This window comes from Paenibacillus sp. P4_A7, assembly GCF_056402455.1.
Genome location: NZ_JBFUHJ010000783.1, coordinates 1 through 1243, shown reverse-complemented (window position 1 = coordinate 1243; position 1243 = coordinate 1). Strand labels below are relative to the sequence as shown.

1 protein-coding gene and 1 pseudogene are annotated in these 1243 nt (G+C 45.0%); both read right to left on the bottom strand.

The window, feature by feature from the left end:
- Positions 1–582 (bottom strand): ABC transporter substrate-binding protein (locus tag AC1DWN_RS33960; RefSeq protein WP_477563220.1); only part of this gene is annotated, 582 nt, incomplete at its 3' end.
- Positions 583–622: 40 nt separating this feature from the next.
- Positions 623–1243: pseudogene (locus AC1DWN_RS33955) on the bottom strand (efflux RND transporter periplasmic adaptor subunit); the annotation flags it as partial.

The window sequence follows — 1243 nt, the reverse complement described above, 5'->3', positions numbered from 1 at the left end:
GTGTTCCGTGCCCTCCCCCCCCAGTTTCTTCGAAATCTCTTCAAACTCCTTCCAGGTCCAATGCTTATCGTCGACATTCGCGTTCTTAAGAAGGTCCCCATCGCCTACAAACGCCCGCAGGGAGAACCATAAAGGCATGGCATACATACCGCCATTATGCTTCAATACATCCAAAACGTTCATTTGCATATCGCTTTTATTCAGCGTTTTGTCTTGCTCCATGAACTCATCCATGTTCAGGAGGATCTTTTTGCTCACATAATCGTCGATAGGCAAATGGCTTATATCGAAGATATCCGGGCCTTTCCCTGATAGCAGCGCTGCATTCGTCGTTTTTTGGTATTTTTCATAATCATCTGTGGTCTGAATTTGCAGATCGATGTCGGGATACTTTTCTTCAAACTTTTTCTCTGCTGTCTGAATAAATGCGCTCGGTTGTTGCATAGACAAAGTAACGACTGTTTTCCCCTCTTTGATTACCGGTTTCCCCGTACTTGCCAATTCCTCGCTACCTCCAGAACTGCATGCGGTCGTTGTCGTGATTAAAATACCAATAAATATTATACACAGCCACTTTTTCATTGTATGAATTCTCCTATCATTTTATCGTATACATGCTTAACTATTGCAGACGAACACGGTTTCCGTCTTGTAAAGGCTCGCTACTTTCCATAATAATCAGGTCATCTTCATAAAGACTATCCGCTTGAATCAGCGTTTCTTTGTCATTCGTTTCACTAGAATGAATTCGGACTTTACGGGCAATAGAGACATTGCCTAATGCACCCCTTTGCAAGTCAATTTTATAAACAAATATGCCGTCATGGTCCTTATGAATTGCCTCGTTGGAGATGACCAGTCCCTCTTGCTGTGAGCGTTTCTCGAGTTTGATCCTTGCCTGCTCACCCCCTTTCAGCTCGGAATTAACGACCTTAATGCTAAGAGCCTTCTGAGGGATCGTTAGGGTCTGGCTCGCATCTTTACCAGATGAGCTCTCGGTACGCGGTTGTGCATTCGCCACGACATCAATCGTGCCGTCAATCATAAGGGTCTGTTGCCCTTGGACAGTACGTACCTGGACCTCTATCTTCTCTCCGCTTGAAATCCCTAAGCTGGACAAAAGCGTTGAATCGGCAGAAATATCCAATCGATAACCAAGGCTGCTGTTCGAAATAAGAACATCCGGTTCTCCCGCTGATGCTAACCCTTCGACGGCATTCAATTGCGTGGCATTCAATTGCGT